Source organism: Capnocytophaga sp. CM59, from assembly GCF_000293175.1.
GTDB classification, from domain to species: domain Bacteria; phylum Bacteroidota; class Bacteroidia; order Flavobacteriales; family Flavobacteriaceae; genus Capnocytophaga; species Capnocytophaga granulosa.
The window spans coordinates 18,104-35,977 of the sequence record NZ_ALNN01000016.1; the positions used below are offsets into that span (position 1 = coordinate 18,104).

Genomic DNA, 17,874 nt, shown 5'->3' on the forward strand with positions numbered 1-17,874 from the left:
AATAATCAATTATTTGTAAAAACATATCCCCCCACTCCCCTCCAAAGGATAGTCTGCGAATACTTGGAGCAGAGTATGTGAGTTGCGAGAGCGGAGTATGTGTCTTTAAGGGCGTTGAAAAGGCCTATTTTGTTTATCAAATTAGAAAATTTTCTTTCTATAACATATTGAACCTCTATTACTTACTAACTCCCCCCTTGAGGGGGGGTAGGGGGGATGTTTTGAAAGTTAATGAGTTACAGGGCTTTCAGAACCTGAATTAATTTAGTCTTTAGAGTTTGGTAGCTTCTTATACCCCATGTTCCATAGGGCAAAGGCTTGCCAGTCAGCGGTTTGGTCTATGATTTTGCTCACAGGCGTACCTGCGCCATGGCCTGCATTGGTCTCTATACGGATAAATACAGGGTTTTTGCAGGCTTGTTTGCTTTGTAGCTGTGCGGCAAACTTGAAGCTGTGGGCGGGTACCACACGGTCATCATGGTCTCCAGTGAAGACAAGAGTAGCAGGATAGCAAACGCCCTCTTTTACATTGTGTACAGGGGAGTAACCCTTGAGGTACTCGAACATTTCCTTGCTGTCATCGGAAGTACCATAGTCGTATGCCCAGCCTGCCCCAGAGGTGAATTTGTGGTAACGAAGCATATCCATCACCCCTACATAAGGCAAGGCAACATGCATAAGGTCAGGACGTTGGGTCATTACGGCTCCTATGAGTAGTCCGCCGTTGGAACCACCCTTGATGGCAAGTTTTTCCTTGGAGGTGTATTTGTTATCTATCAAGTACTGGCAAGCAGCGATAAAGTCGTCAAATACGTTTTGTTTCTTGAACTTGGTACCATCATCATGCCATTTCTTACCATATTCACCACCACCACGAATGTTGGCCACGGCAAATACACCCCCATTGTTCATCCATACGGCATAAGTAACAGCGAACCAAGGGGTATAGCTGATATTGAATCCGCCATAACCGTAGAGACAAGCAGGAGCTGTGCCGTCTAAGGGAGTACCCTTCTTATAGGTGATGATCATAGGCACTTTGGTACCGTCCTTGGAGGTATAGAATACTTGTTTGGACTCAAAATCATTGGGGTTGAAATCTATCTTAGGTGTCCAATAAAGCTCTGTATCTCCTTTGTCTAAGTGTAACTTATAGATACTTGAGGGAGTGTAGAAGTTTTCAAAGGAAAAATAACTCTCACTCTCCTCGTCCTTAGCACTATCCAAGGTTACTGTACCTAAGGCAGGAAGTTTGATATCTCGGATCAGTTTTCCTTCAAAGTCATATTGTTTCACTTGGGAGATGGCATCTTTCATATAGTGTGCCAAGATATATTTCCCAGCTACCACAGGGGTAAGTACATTTTGGGTTTCAGGAATAAGGTCTTTCCAGTGCTCTGGGGTAGGATTCTTTATGTCTGCCACTACGATTTTTCCATTAGGGGCATTCAGGTTAGTTTGGAAGTAGATTTTATCCCCTTTGATAGAGAGGACAAAGGTATCGGAGTCATAGTTGTTGACGACAGCCACTAGTGGACTGTTGGGTTTTCTAAGGTCTTTGATCCACAACTTACCTCCAGAGGTAGTTTCCTCCCCACGGATAATGAGGTAGTTTTCGTCATTGGACACATAGCCACCTACGTAGCGGTTTTTTTCCTCTGGTTTGCCTCCGAAGACTAATACGTCAGCTGACTGAGGGGTGCCGAGCTTATGATAGTATAGCTTGTTTTGGTCGGTCTTTTCAGAAAGCTCACTACCCTTTGGCTTGTCATAGCTACAGTAGTAGAAGCCCTCATTTTTGTACCAATAGCCCCCTGAGAATTTGATATTGACAAGGGTATCGCCCACCTGTTCTTTTGTTTTGGTATCCATAACAATCGCCTTGCGCCAGTCACTTCCTCCTTCTGAGATCAGATAGCACAAGAGGGAACCATCTTTGGAAAAGTTGATTTCGGCCAAGGAGGTTGTCCCATCGGCAGCGAATTTATTAGGGTCAAGGAAGAGTTCCTCATAGCCTTCTTTGTCTCGGCGATAGAGAACATCTTGGTTCTGCAAACCATCGTTCTTATAATAATAGGTATAATCTCCTACATTGAAGGGAGCGGTGAGTTGTTCATGATTCCAGAGCTTTTCCGCTTGTTCCTTGATTTGGTTGCGGTAAGGAATGGAGTGTAGATAGCCAAAGGTAACCTCGTTTTGAGCTTTTACCCAAGCGGCAGTTTGTTGGCTTCTATCGTCCTCAAGCCAGCGATAAGGGTCAATCACCTTCTCTCCAAAATAGGTGTCTTCTACATTTTCCTTTTTGGTTTCAGGATAAGAAAAGTTTTCCCATGTCTCTTTCTCTTCTTTAGCAGTTTGTTTTTGCTGGAGCGAATGACATGCCGTCAAGGTAAGCAAACACCCCAAAGGAATAAAGAATGATTTCATATGTAATGATTAGTTGTTAATGATTAATAGCCAATGGCTGTATGGCAATTCGTCTTTATTATAATCAATGCCAAATATACGTCTTTTTTTAGAACTGACAAAACGAAGAGGTAATAAATTACAGCAAGACAATCACTAATGGTGTTGTTAATTATTATTAGTATTAATCATTAACTTTAACTTCTTTTTATTATTACTTGTTCTTGATTTTACTGATTAAATGTTGTAATTTTGTTGTCGCTAAGAAGTTTATCAATAATCCTATAAATAATCATGAAAAAGCAAATCGTACAAACGCTATGGCATATTGCCTGTGGCAAACCCCAAGAGCAAGGGGAGAAGGTCGTTTATCCCAACATACGCGAACAACTCAATGCGATCAAGGCTCTTATGAGCATTGACGGCTGGGACGAACTTGACCCCCAAGAGGATATGCCCGCCCTAGTGGCTCCCTCTTGTCCCCCTACCACAAGTGGTAAAGAGGCCACAAGTCACCAGCAAACAACAACTATTGAAGAGAAAAAAGCAATTGAACCACAAGAGGCTACAGAGAAAGAGGTTCCCGAAAAGCGTGATGCTGTAACAATTGTTGTACAAGAACAACCCTCATCACAACAATCCTTACAACAGTCCTCTGCTAAGCGTGTACCTAAAAAGATGTCCGTAGGAAGAATGAAAAGGATACTAAGGCGGGGTAAATTAGTCAATTAGCTAATGTTTTTCCTTATTCATATTGAGCCTAAGGAAGATGAAGAGCAGCATAGTAAAGCCCCATAACCCTGAACCTCCATAACTGAAGAAGGGCAGTGGAATCCCTACGGTAGGCATGGTGCCGATGACCATACTGATATTGACAAAAAAGTGTATAAAGAAAATTGCCGCCACACAGTAACCATAAATGCGATAGAACTTACTCCGCTGGTTTTCAGCCAAATACCATATACGCAGACAGAGCAAAGCAAAGAGAAGGGTAACGGTAGCCGTCCCATAGAAACCCCATTCTTCACCCAAAGTGGTGAAGATATAGTCGGTATGTTGTTCAGGTACAAAGTCTCCTTTGGTAAGGGTTCCTTCCAAAAATCCCTTGCCTGAGAGTCCTCCTGAGGAGATGGCCGACTCGGCTTGTAAGGTGTTGTAAGCTACTGTCTGGCGAAGTGTTTGGCTATCGGTGATCTCGTTATCTAGGCGTAACCAAAGGCTAAAGCGATCTCGGTGGTGCTGCTTGAAAACATTATAGAAAATGAAATTGGCCGAATACGAGGTCAGCACACATAGTATTACTAGCAAAGATACATGCCTATAAGGGGTATGTCCGTTGCGCTGTTTTGCCCAATAGCCATAGAGTAGGGCAAGGAAAACGAAAAAAGTAATCGTGTTGCCCATGCCGAACTTTAGGGTGGAGAGGAAAACCATAAGGAACAAGAGCATCAGAAAGATAAAGGAAGAACTCATCCCCTCTCGGTTCAGCGCAAAGATAAAAGCCCCATAGACCAAGGTACTCCCTGGGTCGGGTTGTAAGATGATGAGAAAACAAGGTATAATGATAATCACCAGTGTATTAATCAAGTCCTTGAACTTACGTATGTCCGTCTGTATATGGCTGAGTTGCTTGGCAAAGAGCAGTGCGGTAGCTGTCTTGGCGAACTCGGCTGGTTGTATGGTAACAGGGCCTATGGCATACCAGGCTTTAGCCCCATTGATTGTTTTTCCAAAGATAAGCACCCCTACCAGTAGTAGCATGGCTACCATATAGAATATTTCTGCGGAGTTCTCATAAAACTTCGGTTCAATAGCCAAGATAAATAGGATAAGCAGCACGCTGGTACAGACAAAAAATAATTGCTTGGTGGCATGCTGAGAGAAGTCCATAAGATTGGTGGTTTGTTCGTTGTAGCCTGTGGCATAGATACAAACCCAACCAATGGAGACCAACGCTATATATAGGAGGACACTGAGCCAATCAAGGTGTTTTAACATAGGACTATTTATTAATAGAGAAAGGTCGTCCAGAGTAAGGCTTGGCATATTCGTCCTCCAAGCTCTTTTCTATCATTCTTTTCTCGAGGTCTTTTCTTTTTACATTTTTAGTGAGGTATTCCTCTATCATCAGTGAGGCGATAGGCCCTGCGATACGGGCACCGAAGTAACCGTTTTCTACCACTACCACTATGGCAATCTTGGGGTCTTCTATAGGTGCCATCGCCATGAATATGGAGTGGTCGGTCAGCTGCATACGCTTGCCATTGACTCTGATATAGTTTTCAGCAGTTCCTGTCTTGGCCGCGACATTGATACTATCTATTTGGGTACCTCTGGAGGTACCTCCCGTATAGGAGAGGTTCATGCCTCGTATGATAGGGTCAAAGTATTTGGGATCAATACGGGTGTGCTTTATCTGGGTATATTCGGTAAAAGGAGTTGTTTCCCCTCCTATTTTTTTCACCACATGGGGGGTATAGTACCAGCCCTTGTTGGCAATAGCCGATAGGGCATTGGCCAGTTGCAAAGGGGTTACCAGCACCTCTCCTTGTCCGATACCATTGGAGATATTGGAGGTAGCTCGCCATCCGTTCTCTCCATATTGTCGGTTATAGAAAGCAGCATCGGGCAGATACCCCTTGCGACCAATAGGAAAGTCACTACCTAAGTAAGTTCCAAAACCAAAACTCTTTAAGTCCTCTGCCCAAGCGGTTAGTCCCTCGGCAGGGGTAGGGTATTTTTCTATGATCTTGCGGTATTCGTGAGCGAAATAGGCGTTGCAGGAAGTGGCAATGGCATGGATCATATCAAGTGGAGAGGCATGTCCGTGGCACTTCATCACTCGGTTTCCGTAGTGGTAACCACCATTGCAGGAGACTAAGGTGTTGGGGGTCATCACCCCTTCTTGTAAGCCGAGCAAGGCTGTAAAAGGTTTGAAGGTAGAACCAGGAGGGTATTCGGCTAGCAGTGCACGGTCAAAAAGTGGTTTGGCGATGGAGTCGTTGTAGAGCATAGTATAATTCTCCGAACGCTTGCGCCCTACCAGTAGGTTAGGGTCATAGGAGGGGGCGGAGACAAGCGCTAAAATCTCCCCTGTCTTGGGTTCTATAGCCACAATACTGCCACGCTTGCACTGCATAAGGGTCTCTCCATAGCGCTGCAAATCATCGTCTATGGTCAGCTCCAAGGACTTACCCGCTACAGGAAGCGTGTCATAAGCTCCATTTTTATAAGAGCCAATCACACGGTTGAACTTGTCCTTTTGTAGGTAGTGTACCCCTTTCTTGCCTCTGAGAAAGTCCTCATACTGCTTCTCTACGCCTTGTCGGCCAATGATTTCACCAGCCAAGTAGTAAGGGTTGTTCTTCAGTTCCCAATCATTCACCTCGCTGATGTAGCCCAATACATTGGCGCCGCTGAAGGTCTCATAGTGTCTAAGCAAGCGCTTTTGCACAAAGAAGCCAGGGAACTTTCGGAGTTTTTCTTGCAAAGGGGCATACTCTTCCTTGGAGAGTTGGCTGACGAAAACCGAAGGCTTGCGGTAAGAATATTTCTTAGCTTTGTCCAAACTCTCGCGGAATTGCTCTATACTGATGTTCACTAGCGAACAAAACTCTAAGGTATCCAAGGGCTTTACCTCGCGTGGTACCACCATGATATCATAAGCGGACTGGTTGGATACCAGTAGCTTACCATTTCTATCATAGATATACCCACGTTCAGGATAATCATAAGACACTTCTATAGCCACATCCTTAGCAATATTGTCTTTGCGAGTGTCTTTATCAAGTATTTGTAAATAGAAAAGTCGAATTAATATAGAGATCGTTCCTACACAGATAATAAAAGGGAGGAATATTTTTTTCATTATTCTATAATGCCTAATTCAGCGTGGCAAAAATAATCATTATCTTTGAAAATCACAATAAAAAAAATGTGAATTGTTACAAGAAATATTTTTATTTTGCTTTTTTAAAAACAACATAAGTTTTGGCACGAAAATTGTAAATAATCTAAGTGATAATTAATGCCAATAATCATTAATCATTAATTTGCTATCTCATTAAATCGTAAAAAAATGTTATTTATAGATCTTATGTAGGGTAAATATTAATAGAGGAAAATCCATGTAATTAGTAATTATTTTTTTCAAACTATTATAAATAGTTAATTTTAAATTTAACATTTCATGTAGTTGTTTGATAAATAACGATTTAAATATAACTAGATAGTTAAAAAAGGATTAATAAAGATTTTAACCCCATTGTGAATAAAAAAATAAATCGTACCTTTGCCCCCCGAATTTGAAAAACATTATAAATTATGACATAAACTATAAGAAAAACTAAACCAAACCAAAACCACTAAAGATTATAAGAATCAAAAAGGCGCACTATTTAAGGAGAAATCCCTAACCTTTCTTAGTAGTAATGTAGATGTTTCTAAAAAAACAGCTACATATCACTTAAAGACCACAAAAACAAACAGAAAAACATTTTGACTTCCAATTTTATTAAAACAAATTTAATTAGAAACAAGTCTAAAATTGAAAATTAATATGACAAGACAAAGTATATCAAAAGTAAAACAACTATTGTTCTTTTCCTTGTGTTCCACCTTTGCCTTTGCACAAGAAACAGAGAAAAAAGATTACAAAAACACTTTGGAAGGCAGTGTAAAGAGTGTGCGCCTGACTACTTATGTTGCCTTAGACAAGGGTGGAGGAAATTATGGAAAAGGAAGTGTAGCTAAAGGGGTAGATAACCTACTGATACACTATGATAAGAAAGGAAATATAACTGAAAAAACCGCTTACTATACCAACGGAGGCTTATGGTACTCTAAAAAATATGTATATGAGGGCAGTGAGGTAGAAAAACCTGCTCCCAAGGCCACACAACCTAAAAAACCAATTAAAGAGGAGCCTGTTGTAGAAGAAGGCTTCAGAGGACGTGTAACCTATCGCTATGACAAAAAAGGACAAAAGACAGAAGAATCTTCTTTTGATGCCAAGGGTGTCCTACTTTGGCGCTATGTATACCGCTATGATACACGTGGAAATATCTCAGAGAGAGACAGCTATGATGCTCAGGCTGTTTTGTTTATGAGAGAATCTTACCGCTATGACTCCAATAATAATATGCTGGAAAAGGTTATCACTATGAAAAACCAAACCGCTTATAAGTGTACTTGGACATATGATGATAAAGGTAAGGTAGCTGAAAAGGAAGAATACTTCACCGAACTGATAACCCCTGAGAATTTAGACAAACTTGTCATAGATGAGGTCAATACCAAAGGGGTATTGCGCAAAAAACTCAAATATACCTATGATAATAAGGGTAATAGAACAGAGGTAAACATCTATGATGCGCAAACTAAAGCTAAGCCTTCTGCAGCGGCTCAAGCACCTGAAAAGGAAGAGCCTAAGAAACCTTCCTATGAAGAAATAGCTGATCCTAAGCTCCTCTATACCGTTGAGTATGATAACTTGGGTAATATCTGGAAGAAAGATACCTATGTCTATAATAAGGCTGGACAGATTATTGAGGTTAAGAGTGTAGATAATGACCAAAAACCTTTCTTCCGCTACACCTATAAGTATGATGCCAAGGGTAATGAGATAGAGCGTGTGAGCTATGACAAGAGCAATGAGGTCATCCAAAAAACAACGCAAGTCTATAATAGCAAAGGCGAACTCGTAGAACGTGCCGAATATGACTCTTATGGTGAACTTATCCAGAAAAATACTTATAAGTATGATGAGAAAGGACAACTAATAGAACAACAAGGCTATAATACCGATGGTTCTTTGGCTTTCCTTATCAAATTCACTTACAATGGATTGGGTGAGTGTGTGCAATCCACTACCTTTAACCGCAAAGGGGAGGAAACATCAAAACTCATACAACAATATAAGACAGATGCTAATAAGAACTGGACAAGCCTCACTCAATATTCTAATGGTAAAGCTACTTTTATCACCGAGCGTACTATAGAATACTACAAATAAATACGAAAACTCATAAAACTATAAGGACTACTAAAGAAGGAAGACTACCCCTTTGTGGGTGGTCTTCTTGTTAAATATATGTTATTTGATAGCTATTTCTAGATATTTTCATATCTTTGACCCAGTGGGCAACCTAACCTCTAAGCTTACGCAGCATTTTAAGTTTGACGCTTATAAGAACTGGACGGAACGTATCCAATATACCGATGGCAAAGGCTCGTATATCACCGAGCGCACTATAGAATATCACAAGAGTAATTAAACAAATTAAGTATAATAGAGAAAGAGGCTATCCCCCAAGGACAGCCTCTGTTTTTCCCTCACAGCGGTATTATTTGTAGAGACGTTATTTATAACGTCCTCTATCAGAATGTAACCCCAACGCAGAGTATCATAGCCGAAAAGCTTTTGCCTGCTAAGTTGTTATATTGGTACTTGATTCCGCCCTGATACTGCTGGCGATAATAATTAGCGCCCACGGCAAAAGAGAAAATATCCGAGTAAGTAAAAGCCGTATATTGTAATTGATAGGCCAGCGAAAAAGGCCTATAGACAAAGACTTCGGCATCTTGGGTCATAGCAAAACCAAATTGGTTAATGCCATTGCCTATATAGCCTGCTCCCAATCCCCAGCTAAGGCTCATGCGCTGGGTGCGGATACGGTAGTACTGAGCTGTAAGAGAGACAAAATCTAAGTGCTCGGCGGGGATACCTCGTTGCTTTTCCCAGAAATGACGATAGGAGAGCGTTGCGCCAAAGCGGCTGCCCATACGTATCTTGCCTTGTAGGTTGTTTTGGAAAATGTGGGAACCCAAGGAGAGTTCATTACTAACGGCAGCACGAAAGAGCGTAAAATCCTCCATGATTTGTTTCTCATAGGTATAATCGCCCTTACCCTTGTAGTAAGGATAGGGATTAAGCTCAGCCGTCTGCATACGTCCATATCGTTCATAGCTACTCTCCACCAGTAGGTTGTAGCCTAAGATGAAGGTCAGGTCAAAGAGCATCGGAAGGAAAGAGATATCGTCCCAAGTGGGACGAACCTGATAGCTTTCATCGGAAGAAGAGTGATATGCTTCAGTTCCTGAAGTACTTTCAGGGGGAGAAGAGAGCCTATCCTTAGCCTCCTTGAGATCCTGCCCATAGGTGGCAGCACTGTAAAATAGAAAAATAAGTAAAAAATGTTTCATAATAATGGCAAGTGAGAGTGACAAATGACAAATGACAAGTGACCAATACTATAGTGGAATTAGTCACTCGTCACTAGTCGTTAGTCACTATTAATGATTTCCTTGGTGGTTTTTCTTAAGTAAATCATTAACGGTTTTGACAGGGTTGAAAGTAATCTGTGGTACTTCGACAAAGATACTAATCCAGCCTGCCATACCTCCATTCCATAGGCCAGGGAGTTCTAAGGCTTTGAGAGGGCGTCCGTTATAAGATTTCTCGGTGATAAAGCTGAGTTTCTTGTCTTGGAACTCTTCAAGGTCAAATACCTCTCCCTTGTAGTTCTTGATACAGCAAACAATATCTACGGGGTTGAAGTGGGTAGAGGCCTGTAGGCGTTCCCATTGTTGTGGATTGTCTTTGTCTATTTGTGCCATTTCTATGATTTGTAGGGATTCGTTGCCATCAGCGTCCTTTATCCAGAAGGGGCCACCACCTATTTCGCCTTCGTTCTTTACCATACCACATACACGGATAGGGCGATTCAGTGCCTGATAGATGTATTCTATCATATAGCGTTTGGCAAACTTATGTACATAGGAAGGCACCTTGATATTGAGTTCGGGGAGGAACTTGAGGATCTCAGGCAGTTCCTTTTTCTTGAGTTTCTCTTTTTGGATTTTTTGTAGGATCTTATGCACCTTGGAGCGCGTATCTTCCAGTTTTCCAGCCAAGACCTCTTTGTAGAAAATAGCCTCATCGGCGTAGGATTCTACCACTACATTATCTATGTTTTTGATAAAGATAATGTCGGCATTCAGTTCATTAAGGTTTTTAAGCAAGGCACCATGTCCGGCAGGGCGGAAAAGCAGTTGGTTTTTCTCATCGCGGAAGAACTCATTGTCAAGGGTCAGTGCCACTGTATCGGTACTTTCACTTTGGTGAGAGAAGCTCACCTCGAAGTGTACCCCATATTGCTTTTCCAAGTTGGGTCGTATCTCGGCCAATTGGTTTAGGAAAAGGGTGCTATATTCCTTACCAATGGTAAAGTGGATATTGACTACATCCCCCTGAGCAGCATAGAGGAAAGCCTCTCTGAAGTGTTCTTCAAAGGCGGTAACTACCTTTTCACCATATTTGTGGAAGGGGAAAAGCCCTTTGGGTTTGTTTTTGTAGTTAAAAGGCTCTTCCTTGAGTAGGATATGGGCAATACGGAGCTTTTTTTCGTCCTCATTGAGACCATCAAAGGCCTTATGCTGCTCTATATACAATTGCAAAGCGTCATAGAAGGCAAATTGAGGGAGGTATTGGAAGAAAATTTCCGCATTGGCATTGCCACTTTCCTTGATATACTCATCAAAGGTTTGTTTTTTAGGGTCAAAATCACTCTCAAAGGCCGAAAGGAACTGGAACATACGTGTAGCGGAACCAGAGGCAGGGACAAACTTGAGAATGTCCAAGCTGTTTTTCTTCTTCTGGTAGGTGGCCACATACTGAATGGCATCTTCTCTGGAGAAAGAGAGGATACCGCTACCCACATGGGCAGGAGCTACTAAGTTCACAGGGGGGACACCTGCGAGGAAAATGGCTACTTGTTCTTGTAACTTGCTGACTTTGATACCTTTTTCTCCTAAGAGAAGTTGGTCGTACTCGGTTAATTCTTTCATCGTGTTAGCTTTTGGTTAATTTGTTCAACTCTATCGTCTATATTTCCTTTCAACAAGTGAAAAGGAATGGATTTTTTCTCTAAAAAGTCCTTGAAAAAGGTAAAGATCTCAGCCCGTTCCTCAGGTTTATCCCTTAGATCATCAGGCACCCAAGGGGTATCTATATAAGTCAGGAAGATGTGTTCGTACTTGTGATTTAGTGCCTGACGCTCTATCACAGGATCACACTTCCCATAATATATATAGGAGTAAATGACCAGCTCCAAAAGGCAGGTATCACAAAAGAGATACCCTGTGGCCTTAGAAAGCGCCTCATTCTCTAGGCGGATTTGCCCTTTGGCAATAGGTAGCAAGTCCTCCCAAGTACATACAGCATGCTGCTTGTCCCACTTCTCTTGTAGGTAAAGGCGCATATACTCCTTGACCCACTGAGTGTGGTATAGGGAGGCCATCAGCTCGCTAAGAGTAGTCTTTCCCGTGGATTCAGGTCCTACAAAGGCGATACGCTTGCAGAGGCTCGGCTGTTGTATAAGATCTTTTTCCATTCTATATAAGCTAAAACAGCAATAAGGGTAAAGATGGCATATTGTAAGGCGGTAAATAGGAAACCTTTGTAGGTGTATAAGGGGATAGAAATGGCATCACCCACAATCCAAAAAAGCCAATTCTCTATCTTACGCCTTGCCATAAGCCACATACCGACCAAGAAAATGGCGGTGGTAGTGGCATCTACCCAGTCCGTCCATACGAAATGTGCTAATCCCAAAGTGATTCCCTCCATAGAGAAATCATTGTTGATATAGGGCTTAAAGTAATAGACAAACATTACAAAAAGCCAACTCAGCAGCGCCAGCCATAGGGTGTTTTTGGTATCGGAAGCACTCATCTGGGAGATTTCCACATGTACGCTATCCTGGCTGTGCTTAGCCCACAATACCCAGCCATACACACTCATTACGGTATAGTAGGCATTGATAAGCATATCGCCAAAGAGCCTACCTACCCACAGCAGGTAGACAAAGAGCACCGTACTGATGATGCCCGTGGGATACACCCATATATTCCTTTTCTTGGAAAAGAGCACACTCAGAAGGCCGAAGAATACCCCTAATAGTTCTATGGCTAACAAGTGTATAGGCGTATCCTTATACTGGGAAAAGATCCACTCAAAAATGTGGTTCATAATCGTGTCGGTCGGATTTTACTATTTTTATGTAAATAAGTCCTTTTTCTAATAGTTCAAAGACCTCTTTCACTTCATTGGTAAGTACTTCCATAACTCGGTCGTATTCGCCATATATTTGGGTGCTCAGTGGGTTCTCATATACGATAAGCCCAGAGGAGCGGAGCTTCTTAATAAAGTGAATAATAGGTGCTTCAAACTCGTCTTGGAGCGGACTAAGGGTAAGTTCTACTGATACTTTCATTGTAAAAATGCTTTTGTTTTCGGATAGCAAATATACTAAAAAAAAAGGAAATAGCACATATTTTTTGAATATATTTTTTGATAAAACTACAAATAGTAGTAACTTTGCCTGCTGTAACAGTAATCGCAAAAGCAATGGCAAGAAAAATAGGTATTTCCAGACAGTTTTTTGTAAAAAGTATGTTCTTCCTACTTTTTCTCCTGCTGATGGGCGTGGTGGTGATTCACAATGCTGACAGCACCATACGCAAGGCTACAACCGATAGGCTCTATACGGAGCTTGATAGTATTCCTAAGCGCAAGGTAGCCCTGCTACTGGGCACAGGAAAGACCCTTAAGAATGGACAGCCTAACCTCTATTTTCGGTATAGGGTGGAGGCAGCAGCAGCTCTTTTCAAGGCGCAGAAGGTGGATTATATCCTTATCAGCGGGGATAATAGCCGCCAAAGGTATGATGAACCTACCGATATGAAAGAGGCCTTGGTAGCTCAAGGCGTGCCTCCGCAAAAAATCTACTTGGATTATGCGGGTTTCCGTACCTTGGATTCGGTCGTAAGAGCCAAAGAGATTTTCTCTCTTACCCAGCTAACGGTCGTCTCCCAAGCCTTTCACGACCAGCGGGCGATTTACTTAGCTCAAAAGTATGGTATAGATGCCATTGGCTTTTGTGCCAAAGATGTAGATAAGTACACAGGCTTTAAAACCAGTGTCAGAGAATACTTTGCCCGAGTGAAAGTCTTTTGGGACTTGACTTTTGGAGTGAAACCCAAGTTCTTGGGAGAGAAAATAGAAATACATTAGTTATGCAGGAGATAGGAAATTTGTACTTGATACCCAACCTATTAGGAGAGAGTGAGGTCTCTGAGGTCTTGCCCCCTCGTGTACGGGAGGTGGTGCTACACTGCAAGCACTTTATAGTGGAGAATGCTAAGAATGCACGACACTTTATCAAGCAGATCGCTCCCGAACACCCACAAGGGGAATTGGAGCTTTTCGTACTGAACAAGTATACACTGGAGGAGGATAAGCAGCAGTTTCTATCCCCTTGTCTTTCAGGCTATCCCATGGGAATTATCTCCGATGCGGGTTGTCCTGCCATAGCCGACCCAGGCAGCGACATTGTGCGCTTGGCACACCACAAGGGCATACGTGTGGTGCCCTTGGTAGGGCCATCCTCCTTGCTGCTATCCCTTATGGCCAGCGGTATGAATGGACAGTCTTTTGCCTTCAATGGTTATCTGCCTATAGATAAGGGGGAGCGTAAGGCCGCCCTTAAGCGCTTTGAGAAAAGAGCAAAAGAAGAGCGACAGTCCCAGCTTTTTATAGAGACACCTTACCGCAATGAGGCACTCTTGGATGAGATGTTACAGCTGCTCTCCCCACAGACCTCCCTATGTGTGGCTACCAATGTAACCCTCGCAGGAGAATCCATACATACCTATACCGTAGGGGAGTGGCGGCATAAACGCAAAGGGCTGCAATTGGACAAACAACCGACGATTTTTATTTTGCTATAACTCAAAATTTAAAACTCAAAACTCAAAACTTTCAACATGCTTGAAAAGAAAAATTTAGACTATGAAAAAGTGGTACTAGTGGGCGTGATTACCGCTACTCAAAACGAAGAAAAAGCCCACGAATATTTGGACGAACTGGAGTTTCTGACCTATACGGCCGGTGGAGAGGTGATTAAGCGCTTTACCCAGCGCCTTGATACCCCCAACCCTAAAACCTTTATTGGCACAGGGAAGATGGAGGAACTCACCCAGTTCGTAGAAGAAAACGAAATAGGTACCGTTATCTTTGATGACGAGCTGACACCCGCCCAGCAGAACAATATAGAAAAAATCCTAAGAATCAAAATATTGGATAGGACAACGCTCATCTTGGACATCTTTGCCCAGCGTGCCCAAACAAGCTATGCCCGTACACAGGTGGAGCTAGCGCAGTATCAGTACCTTTTGCCGCGCCTTACAGGACTTTGGACACACTTAGAGCGCCAGCGTGGGGGTATAGGGATGCGTGGTCCTGGGGAGACGGAGATAGAGACAGACCGACGTATCGTCCGTGATCGTATTGCCCTGCTCAAGAAGAAGTTAGAAACCATAGATAGGCAAATGGCTACCCAGCGTAGCAATCGAGGTGCCTTGGTGAGAGTGGCTCTTATTGGTTATACCAATGTGGGGAAATCTACCCTGATGAACCTTATCAGCAAGAGTGAGGTATTTGCTGAAAACAAGCTCTTTGCGACCTTGGACACTACCGTGCGCAAGGTGGTTATTGGAAACCTACCCTTTTTGCTAAGTGATACAGTAGGCTTTATCCGAAAGCTCCCTACCCAGCTTATAGAATCGTTCAAGAGTACCTTGGACGAGGTCAGGGATGCCGACTTGCTGCTACATGTGGTGGATATTTCTCACCCCAATTTTGAAGAGCATATCGCATCGGTCAATCAGATATTGGGCGAAATACAAAGTATCAATAAGCCTACTATCATGGTCTTCAACAAAATAGATGCTTATACTCACCAAACCATAGACCAAGATGACCTGATGACCGAGAAGACCTCCCGACACTTTACCCTTGAGGAGTGGAAACAAACATGGATGAACCGTATGAATGGAGATGCTATCTTTATTTCAGCGGTGAATAAGGAAAATATACAGGAATTCAGAGAGAAAGTATATAAAAAAGTAAGGGAAATACACATTACGCGTTTCCCTTACAACAATTTCTTATATCCAGAGGTGGAAATAGAGGAAGAATCCTAATTAGGAATCCACTTTTTCTCAAAATTAGGCTTGCGTTTCTCAAGGAAGGCATCGCGTCCTTCCTTGGCTTCGTCGGTCATATAAGCCAGGCGAGTGGCTTCGCCCGCGAAGATTTGCTGGCCTACCATACCATCGTCGGTAAGGTTCATGGCGTATTTGGCCATTTTGATAGCTGTAGGGGACTTACGCAAGATCTCTTGTGCCCACTCATAAGCGGTGCTTTCTAGCTCATCGTGAGGGATTACGGCATTGACCATACCCATCTCAAAAGCCTCTTGAGCGGAGTAGTTGCGCCCCAAGAAGAAGATTTCGCGGGCTTTTTTCTGTCCTACCATTTTGGCCAGATAGGCAGAACCATAACCGGCATCAAAGCTGGCTACATCGGTATCGGTTTGCTTAAAGATGGCATGTTCTCGGCTGGCTAAGGTCATGTCGCATACCACATGTAAGCTATGGCCTCCCCCTACTGCCCAGCCAGGTACTACGGCGATGACAACCTTGGGCATAAAGCGGATCAGGCGTTGAGCTTCTAGTATATTGAGCCTATGAGCACCATCATCACCTACGTACCCCTGCTTGCCACGTACGCGCTGGTCACCTCCACTACAGAATGACCATACCCCATCCTTGGGCGAGGGGCCTTCAGCAGAGATGAGTACACAACCAACGGAGGTGTCTTCGGTGGCATCGCGCAGTGCATCAATGAGTTCTGAGGTAGTACGAGGGCGGAAAGCATTTCTCACCTCTGGTCGGTTGAAGGCAATACGAGCGACCCCATTACACTTCTTGTAGGTAATATCTTCGTATTGTTTGGCTGTCTGCCAAGGGATTTCTGTATTCATTATTCAGTAGGATTATCTATATACATACGGTTATTAGTAGGGGATAGGCTTCGGCAGTGGTCGAACTCGTCCATGGAAAGTCTATTGGCTACACGCCTTACTCCTGCCCCTCTAAGGGAAGCACTCTGAGGAGGAACCCCTGTGATGAGTTCCAAAGCCTTAGCTAAGAGCGGTTCATTCTCATCACCCAAGACACCTAAGTTTCGGACATCTTCTTTGATTTCAAAATCAGGTAATAAGCCTGTCTCATAGTGCCCAAAACCAGCGGCATTCTCCGAGCGGAGCACGATGGGTTGCATAGCCCACTTACTGCCTTGGGTCTTGTCCTTCAGGGTGATAGAGGCAAGGTTTTTCCCTACCGTCTTATCTCCAATCTGTACAACAGTCAGGTAAGGTTTCAGTCCATTGATAATCAGCTCCGAAGCCGAAGCGGTGCGCTTGGAAGTGAGTATATATACCTTAGGCAAGTTTAGCGCTTGGATAGGGGTGCCCGATATATTGTTTTCAAAGTTGTATTCACGGTTCCAATAGTTGGCCATTTTCTTATTAGAGGCCTGTTTTACAAATACTTTGTGGGTATCAGTACCCTTGATCATACTGGCTAGATAGATAGCCGTTTGTACGCTTCCGCCACTGTTGTAGCGCAAGTCAAGTACCAAGTCGCTCACCCCATCGGCTTTGAATTGGGCAAAGGCCTCATTGAGTTCTTTGTCATACTTACTCACAAAGGAGTTATACACAAGGTAACCTATCTTTTTGCCATTGCGGCTGAGGGTCTTGTGGAGCAGTATAGGGTTTTCCTGAAGTGGAAGCTGGGAAAGGGTCTTGCTCTCGGTAGGAACTATCTGTTTGTCAACCACTTTGAAGAAGCCAAAGGTCAGTGAGGGGTTTTGGTTAAAGAGCAATTTTTGGTAATTGTTAAGGGTAAGTTTTTCCCCATCTACTGAATCAAAGAAATCCCCTCGCTTCACGCCTTGTTTTTCAGCATCGGAGCTGGGGAGTACATAGCGTACATAGCCTATGACTCCGCCTGTCTCTATTCGGGCTAAGGCATAGTCCATACCTGTGGAGAGGGAGATCCCTTGGAAGGAGTTTTCCAGTTCGTCTATATCCTTTACAATAAAGCTGAATCTGTCTTCGGGAGAAAGTAGCTGCTTGAACAGCACTTCGGGCGAGCTAAAGTTCTTAAGATAGTCTACATAGTTCTTACTAGTAGCATTGGTATAAGAGACAGATTTTTCAAAACGTGTATCGGAGAGGTCAGCTACCTGCTCTTGCCACAAGTAGTATTTGTTTAGGCCTTGCCACACGAAGTCTTTGGTTTTATATTGCTGGTCTGTGGCTTCGGCTTCTTGGGTAGCTTTCTCTAATTGCTCTGCCTGAGGTTCTTTACTACAAGAAGGGAGGCAAAGGGCAAGTACTAGCAGTAGGGAAAATTTCTTAATCATAATGAATTTAGTTTAGATAAGTGCTGCAAAGGTACGGATTTTTTCGGAAAATGAAAACTAAAATTCTTTTTCGAAGGTAAAAAAATAGCCAAGAATCATTGATTTTTAGCTATTAAATTCGTATCTTTGCACAT

16 protein-coding genes are annotated in these 17,874 nt (G+C 43.0%); 6 read left to right on the top strand and 10 right to left on the bottom strand.

Going from position 1 to position 17,874, the window contains the following annotated elements; translation table 11 throughout:
• Positions 1–264 precede the first annotated feature (264 nt).
• Positions 265–2,427, bottom strand: a complete 2,163-nt coding sequence (locus tag HMPREF1154_RS05360) for a prolyl oligopeptidase family serine peptidase (protein WP_009641559.1) — start codon at positions 2,425–2,427, stop codon at positions 265–267.
• A 273-nt stretch (positions 2,428–2,700) separates the two neighbouring features.
• On the opposite strand from HMPREF1154_RS05360, the gene HMPREF1154_RS05365 reads away from it, so the two are divergent.
• On the top strand, positions 2,701–3,138 hold the full coding sequence (locus HMPREF1154_RS05365) for a hypothetical protein (protein ID WP_009641539.1): 438 nt from the start codon (positions 2,701–2,703) through the stop codon (positions 3,136–3,138).
• On the opposite strand, the gene rodA is transcribed toward HMPREF1154_RS05365, so the two are convergent.
• A complete protein-coding gene (rodA, locus tag HMPREF1154_RS05370) occupies positions 3,139–4,404 on the bottom strand; it encodes a rod shape-determining protein RodA (protein WP_009641613.1) in 1,266 nt (421 codons plus the stop codon). It lies immediately after the preceding gene.
• A gap of 4 nt (positions 4,405–4,408) precedes the next feature.
• The gene (mrdA, locus tag HMPREF1154_RS05375) at positions 4,409–6,274 is read right to left on the bottom strand and encodes a penicillin-binding protein 2 (protein ID WP_009641583.1); all 1,866 of its coding nucleotides are present in this window, start codon (positions 6,272–6,274) and stop codon (positions 4,409–4,411) included.
• Between the two features lie 690 nt (positions 6,275–6,964).
• On the opposite strand from mrdA, the gene HMPREF1154_RS05380 reads away from it, so the two are divergent.
• Positions 6,965–8,419 (top strand): RHS repeat domain-containing protein, encoded by a 1,455-nt coding sequence (locus tag HMPREF1154_RS05380; RefSeq protein ID WP_009641538.1) that lies wholly within the window; start codon positions 6,965–6,967, stop codon positions 8,417–8,419.
• An 85-nt stretch (positions 8,420–8,504) separates the two neighbouring features.
• Positions 8,505–8,681, top strand: coding sequence for a hypothetical protein (locus HMPREF1154_RS13495; RefSeq protein WP_009641624.1), 177 nt, complete (start codon positions 8,505–8,507; stop codon positions 8,679–8,681).
• 103 nt (positions 8,682–8,784) lie between these two features.
• Here the strand turns inward: HMPREF1154_RS13495 and HMPREF1154_RS05385 are convergent, their stop codons facing one another.
• The 5 genes from HMPREF1154_RS05385 to HMPREF1154_RS05405 form a co-directional block, all read right to left on the bottom strand.
• Positions 8,785–9,609, bottom strand: coding sequence for a hypothetical protein (locus HMPREF1154_RS05385; protein ID WP_009641604.1), 825 nt, complete (start codon positions 9,607–9,609; stop codon positions 8,785–8,787).
• 90 nt (positions 9,610–9,699) lie between these two features.
• Positions 9,700–11,253 (bottom strand): DUF4301 family protein, encoded by a 1,554-nt coding sequence (locus HMPREF1154_RS05390; protein ID WP_009641616.1) that lies wholly within the window; start codon positions 11,251–11,253, stop codon positions 9,700–9,702.
• Positions 11,250–11,798, bottom strand: coding sequence for an AAA family ATPase (locus tag HMPREF1154_RS05395; RefSeq protein ID WP_034566979.1), 549 nt, complete (start codon positions 11,796–11,798; stop codon positions 11,250–11,252). Before HMPREF1154_RS05395 ends, HMPREF1154_RS05390 begins: the two co-directional genes overlap by 4 nt.
• The gene (gene pnuC, locus HMPREF1154_RS05400) at positions 11,744–12,436 is read right to left on the bottom strand and encodes a nicotinamide riboside transporter PnuC (RefSeq protein WP_009641580.1); all 693 of its coding nucleotides are present in this window, start codon (positions 12,434–12,436) and stop codon (positions 11,744–11,746) included. The genes HMPREF1154_RS05395 and pnuC overlap by 55 nt, the downstream gene beginning before the upstream one ends.
• Complete coding sequence (locus HMPREF1154_RS05405; RefSeq protein ID WP_009641622.1) at positions 12,420–12,680, bottom strand: thiamine-binding protein; 261 nt, start codon at positions 12,678–12,680, stop codon at positions 12,420–12,422. Before HMPREF1154_RS05405 ends, pnuC begins: the two co-directional genes overlap by 17 nt.
• A 134-nt stretch (positions 12,681–12,814) precedes the next feature.
• On the opposite strand from HMPREF1154_RS05405, the gene HMPREF1154_RS05410 reads away from it, so the two are divergent.
• Genes HMPREF1154_RS05410 through hflX form a run of 3 tightly spaced genes read left to right on the top strand, consistent with a single transcriptional unit; the run spans position 12,815 to position 15,450 of the window.
• The gene (locus tag HMPREF1154_RS05410) at positions 12,815–13,480 is read left to right on the top strand and encodes a SanA/YdcF family protein (protein ID WP_050999702.1); all 666 of its coding nucleotides are present in this window, start codon (positions 12,815–12,817) and stop codon (positions 13,478–13,480) included.
• A gap of 2 nt (positions 13,481–13,482) precedes the next feature.
• Positions 13,483–14,196, top strand: a complete 714-nt coding sequence (locus tag HMPREF1154_RS05415; RefSeq protein WP_009641601.1) for an SAM-dependent methyltransferase — start codon at positions 13,483–13,485, stop codon at positions 14,194–14,196.
• Between the two features lie 36 nt (positions 14,197–14,232).
• Positions 14,233–15,450 carry a GTPase HflX gene (hflX, locus tag HMPREF1154_RS05420; RefSeq protein WP_009641548.1) on the top strand — a complete coding sequence of 406 codons (1,218 nt, stop codon included), beginning with the start codon at positions 14,233–14,235 and terminating at the stop codon, positions 15,448–15,450.
• Here the strand turns inward: hflX and HMPREF1154_RS05425 are convergent.
• On the bottom strand, positions 15,447–16,280 hold the full coding sequence (locus HMPREF1154_RS05425; RefSeq protein WP_198004477.1) for a 1,4-dihydroxy-2-naphthoyl-CoA synthase: 834 nt from the start codon (positions 16,278–16,280) through the stop codon (positions 15,447–15,449). The two genes, hflX and HMPREF1154_RS05425, sit on opposite strands and share 4 nt — an antisense overlap.
• 11 nt (positions 16,281–16,291) lie before the next feature.
• A complete protein-coding gene (locus tag HMPREF1154_RS05430) occupies positions 16,292–17,740 on the bottom strand; it encodes a S41 family peptidase (protein WP_009641603.1) in 1,449 nt (482 codons plus the stop codon).
• Between the last annotated feature and the right edge of the window lie 134 nt (positions 17,741–17,874).